A 4,978-nucleotide genomic window follows, 5' to 3' on the forward strand; every position below is an offset into this window, starting at 1 on the left:
GGCCGCTCGCCCCGCGCCTCCTTGCCGCCGGGCTCGCCGGCCGAGGCGGCGGCCTCCATCGCGCCGTCCGGCCGGTGCCGGGTGCGCCACATCTCCCAGCCGGACCGCAGCATGCCGATCGCCACCCACGCCAGGTAGGCCGCGCCCACGTACTTCACGATCCCGAACAGCATGGCGTTGGTCTGGAACAGCGAGGCCACGCCCGCCGCCGAGAGCGTCATCAGCACGGTGTCCCCGCAGAACACGCCGGCCGCGCCGGCGTATCCGGCGCGTATCCCGCGCCGGGCGGCGACGGAGAGCACGTAGAGGGAGTTGGGGCCGGGAAGCAGGACGATCAGCAGGACGCCGGCCAGGTAGGTCGGAAGATTGACGACACCGAACGACTCGAACATGGCCGGAGTGTCACACGAAATCGCGCTTCTGCCCATCATCCGACCGCTATCCGGACAGGGCCGTCCCGTGAGGGGTGACCTCCCGGGACGGCCCTGTCCGTCGGCTCCCGCTCTCACGCGGTGAGCAGCGGCACCTCGAGGCGCTCGGCCAGGTCGTCCACCGTGATGCCGAAGGTCCGGGTGGCCCTCACCCCTTCCGGGGTGATGTCGAAGACCGCGAGGTCGGTGTAGACGCGGTCGACGCAGCCGAGGCCGGTGAGCGGGTAGGTGCACGTGGGCACCAGCTTCGGGGAACCGTCCTTCGCGAAGAGCGTCATCATCACGAAGACCTTCTTGGCGCCGATCGCCAGGTCCATCGCCCCGCCGACGGCCGGGATGGCGTCGGGCGCGCCGGTGTGCCAGTTGGCCAGGTCACCGCGGCCGGACACCTGGAAGGCGCCGAGGACGCAGATGTCCAGGTGGCCGCCGCGCATCATGGCGAAGGAGTCCGCGTGGTGGAAGTAGGCGGCTCCCGGCAGCTCGGTGACCGGGACCTTGCCCGCGTTGGTGAGATCGGGGTCGATCTCGCCCTCCGTGGCGGCGGGGCCCATGTTGAGCATGCCGTTCTCGGTGTGCAGGACCACCCCGGAGTCGGCGGGCAGGTGGTCGGCGACCAGGGTCGGCTGCCCGATGCCCAGGTTGACGAACGATCCCGCGGGGATGTCCCGGGCCACCAGCGCGGCCATGTCGTGCTTGCCCAGCCTGCCCTGCGGGGCGCCGGTGCCGGTTGCTGTGTTCGTGGCGGTCATGCGCGCTGAGCCTCCTGCACCACGCGGTCGACGTAGATGCTCGGGGTGACGACGGCCTCGGGGTCGAGGCTGCCGGTTTCGACGATCTCGCGGACCTGCGCGATCACCGTGGTGGCGGCCGTGGCCATCACCGGGCCGAAGTTGCGGGCGGTCCTGCGGTAGACGAGGTTGCCCATCCGGTCGGAGCGGTGGGCGCCGATCAGGGCGACGTCGCCCTTGATCGGGTACTCCAGGACGTACGTGCGGCCGTCGATCTCGCGGGTCTCCTTGCCCTCGGCGAGGAGGGTGCCGGCCCCGGTGGGGCAGAAGAAGGCGCCGATGCCGGCCCCGGCCGCCCGCATCCGCTCGGCGAGGTTGCCCTGGGGGACCACCTCGAGCTCGATCCTCCCGGACCGGTAGAGGTCGTCGAACACCCAGGAGTCGGCCTGGCGCGGGAAGGAGCAGATCACCTTGCGGACCCGGCCCTTGGCGAGCAGCGCGGCCAGTCCGGTGTCGCCGTTTCCGGCGTTGTTGGACACCACGGTGAGGTCCTTGGCGCCCTGCCGTATCAGGGCGTCGATCAGTTCGACCGGCATGCCGGCCATGCCGAACCCTCCGACGAGGACGGTGGATCCGTCCTCGATCCCGGCCACCGCCTCGTCGGCCTGCTCGAAGAAACGGGTGCTCATCGGGTTCCTCCGGTGACGTTCTCGAGGACCACGGCGAGTGCCTGGCCCACACCGATGCAGATGGCCGCGACGCCCCAGCGTCCGCCCGACTCCTGGAGACGGCCGGCGAGGGTGCCGAGGATGCGGCCGCCGGAGGCGCCCAGCGGGTGGCCGAGCGCGATGGCGCCGCCCTTGGCGTTGACGATCTCCGGGTCGATCCCCCAGGCGTCCACACAGGCCAGCGACTGCACGGCGAAGGCCTCGTTGAGCTCGACGGCGGCGACGTCGGACCAGCCGATGCCGGCCCGCTTCAGCGCCCGGTTCGCCGCCTCCACGGGGGCGAACCCGAACTCCTGCGGGTCCAGGGCGAAGACGCCGCGCCCGGCGACGCGGGCGAGAGGGTCGGCGCCGATGCGTCCGGCCGCCTCGCCGGAGCCGAGCAGCACCGCCGAGGCGCCGTCGCTCAGCGGCGAGGCGTTGCCGGCCGTGATGGCGCCGTCCGGGCGGAAGGAGGGCTTCAGGCCGGCGAGCTTCTCGGCCGTGGAGCCGGGGCGGATGCCCTCGTCGCGGGTGAGGACGGTGCCCTTGCGGTCCGTCACGACCGGGACCACCAGGTCGTCGTAGAAGCCGTCGTTCCAGGCGGCGTCGGCGAGGTTGTGGGAGCGGGCGGCGAACGCGTCCTGCCGCTCGCGGGAGATGGTGAAGCGCTCGGCCAGCTGCTCGTTGGCCTCGCCCAGGGAGACGGTCCACTCCGCGGGCATGCGCTCGTTGACCAGTCGCCATCCGAGGGTGGTGGAGACCGCGGTGACGTTGCCGGCGGGGAAGGCGCGGTTCGGCTTGGGCAGCACCCAGGGGGCGCGGGTCATGGACTCGACGCCGCCGGTGAGCACGATGTCCGCGTCACCGGTCTCGATGGTGCGGGAGCCGATGATGGCGGCGTCCAGCGACGAGCCGCACAGTCGGTTGACGGTGGTGGCCGGCACCGACGTGGGGAGGCCGGCGAGCAGGACGGCCATCCTGCCGACGTTGCGGTTGTCCTCACCGGCGCCGTTGGCGTTGCCCCAGACGACGTCACCGATCCCGGCGGGGTCGAGTCCGGGAGTCCTGGCCAGGACTCCCTTGACGGCCGTCGCGGCCAGGTCGTCGGGCCGGACGTCGGCGAGGGCCCCGGAGAACTTGCCGAAGGGCGTGCGGGCTGCTGCGTACAGATAGCTCTCGGTCACCTACTCACCGTACGAGCCACGACTTGTTCGCGTCCAAGACCTAGTAGGCATCGATTGATAAGCGCTGGTTATCGATCTCGCTAGGATGGACGCCATGGAACTCCGCCAGCTCCGCCACTTCCTCACCCTGGCCGAGGAGTGCCACTTCGGCCGGGCGGCGGCCCGCCTGCACGTCGCGCAGCCCGCCCTGTCCCAGCAGGTCAAGCAGCTGGAGCGGGAGCTGGGCGTCTCCCTCTTCAACCGGTCCACCCGGCACGTGGAGCTGACCGAGGCCGGTCGCCACCTGGTGGAGCACGCACGCGTCCTGGTGGCGGAGGAGCGGCGTGCCCTGGTGCACATGCGGGAACTGGCCACCGGCCACGCCGGGCGCGTCTCGGTCGGGTTCATCGGCACCGCCACCTACGACGTGCTGCCCAGGGTGGCCCGGACGGTACGGGCGCGGCTGCCCCGGATCACCCTGGAGCTGCGCGGCGAGACCCTCACCCCGCAGCTGGCGGAGGGCCTGCGCTCCGGCGCCTTCGACCTCGCGGTCCTGCGGGGGGCCCTCGACGCGGAGGACATCCGCACGGTTCCGCTGCGCTCGGAGCCGCTGATGGCCGTGCTGCCCTCCCACCACCGGCTGGCCGGCCGGCCGAGCGTGCCTCTGGCGGATCTGGCCGGGGAGCCGTTCGTCGTCCACCCGTCGCAGGCGCGGTCCTCGATGTACGACCTGGTGCTGGCGGCATGCCGCCGGGCGGGTTTCCGCCCGGCCCAGCTGCTCGAGGTCGGGGAGACGGCCACCCTGGTGGTGCTGGTCGCCGCCGGGCACGGCGTGGCCCTGGTCCCTGCGTCGGTGCGGAGCCTGAGCGTCGAGGGCGTGACCTACGTGCCGCTCGCCGAGCCGGAGTCCGTGGACCTGCTGCTGGCCCGCCGCGCCCGCCCCGAGTCCGCCGCCGTCGACCAGGTGGCCTCGGTGATCGTGGACTGCGCGGGCGGCTGACCTCGGGGTTATCGGGTGGAGGCGCGGCCCGGGGCTCTGTTACGGTCCCGTTGCCGGCCGCGGGACTCCGGTGCGACTTCCGGAACTTGTCTGTCAAGCAATGATTCGCTGCTCGTGCCCCCATTCCCCGGCCGGCGTCCGCACCGTGGGAGGGGGAGGGATGGAGTCGTACGCCGACCTCGTCGCCGCCGACGACGTGCTGCTCTTCGTCAACGCGGCGATCACGGCCACCGGCCAGCGCGAGTTCCACTCCGGCGCGGGCGAGCAGACGCTGTCCCTGGACTTCCTCCACGCCTACATGCTGGGCAACTACCGGGACCTGTACGCCGGGGTGCTCGCCCTCGACATCAACGACCACAACGTGGTGACGATCGTCCGCCGTCTGCTGGAGACGGCCGGCGAGGCGACCGCCGGGCAGCGCCACCGCGAGGGCCGGCTGATCGCGGCCAGGCTGGCGAAGCTGCCGCCGCAGCGCGTGTACGGGCTGTTCGACGCGTTGCGCCGGGCCCGGGTGAACAACCGCCGCACCCGGGCGGTCGTGCGCGACTGGCTGGCCGCCCGCCCGGACCTCGCGTTCGACGCCGTGAAGTACCGCGGCGCGCTCAAGCGCGCCCTGCGCCACGCCCATCTGCTGCCCGCGGGCGAGGAACTGGGCGACTTCCTCTTCGCTCCGTCGTCCCGGACGCACTACGCGACGCCGCTCCTGGACACCTGGCGCCGCGCGCACCACGAGAAGGCCGCCCTGTACGACCTGCCGTACACGGTGGCCGAGGGCTTCGCCGCACGGCACGGTGTGCCGAGGGCGGTGTTCCTGGAGCGCGTCGCCCCGCGGATGACCCGCCTGGAGGCGCTGCGGGTCCAGGAGTCCGCCCGCCGTCACGGCGCCGCCGAGGTGCGCGCCGACCTGTCGCGAATGCCGCTGACCCGGCTGGCGTCGTACGTGCTGTCG

General features: G+C 72.5%; 5 protein-coding genes and 1 pseudogene. 2 read left to right on the top strand and 4 right to left on the bottom strand.

Features of this window, described 5'->3' with window-relative positions; translation table 11 throughout:
- From HW445_RS18115 to HW445_RS18130, 4 genes are all read right to left on the bottom strand, one after another.
- Positions 1 to 392 (bottom strand): LysE family transporter (locus HW445_RS18115; protein WP_180222044.1); only part of this gene is annotated, 392 nt, incomplete at its 3' end.
- A 113-nt stretch (positions 393 to 505) separates the two neighbouring features.
- A complete protein-coding gene (locus HW445_RS18120; protein WP_180222045.1) occupies positions 506 to 1,180 on the bottom strand; it encodes a 3-oxoacid CoA-transferase subunit B in 675 nt (224 codons plus the stop codon).
- Positions 1,177 to 1,848, bottom strand: a complete 672-nt coding sequence (locus HW445_RS18125) for a 3-oxoacid CoA-transferase subunit A (RefSeq protein WP_151770352.1) — start codon at positions 1,846 to 1,848, stop codon at positions 1,177 to 1,179. Before HW445_RS18125 ends, HW445_RS18120 begins: the two co-directional genes overlap by 4 nt.
- Positions 1,845 to 3,050, bottom strand: a complete 1,206-nt coding sequence (locus tag HW445_RS18130; protein ID WP_180222046.1) for a thiolase family protein — start codon at positions 3,048 to 3,050, stop codon at positions 1,845 to 1,847. The genes HW445_RS18125 and HW445_RS18130 overlap by 4 nt, the downstream gene beginning before the upstream one ends.
- Before the next feature lie 94 nt (positions 3,051 to 3,144).
- On the opposite strand from HW445_RS18130, the gene HW445_RS18135 reads away from it, so the two are divergent.
- Together HW445_RS18135 and HW445_RS18140 are read left to right on the top strand one after the other, a co-directional pair.
- Positions 3,145 to 4,029: a LysR family transcriptional regulator gene (locus HW445_RS18135; protein ID WP_180222047.1), complete on the top strand. Its 885-nt coding sequence runs from the start codon at positions 3,145 to 3,147 to the stop codon at positions 4,027 to 4,029.
- Between the two features lie 160 nt (positions 4,030 to 4,189).
- Positions 4,190 to 4,978, top strand: a pseudogene (locus HW445_RS18140) (hypothetical protein); the annotation flags it as partial.

The sequence above is a fragment of the Streptomyces sp. UH6 genome (genome assembly GCF_013421635.1).
In the GTDB taxonomy this organism is placed as follows: domain Bacteria; phylum Actinomycetota; class Actinomycetes; order Streptomycetales; family Streptomycetaceae; genus Streptomyces; species Streptomyces abyssomicinicus.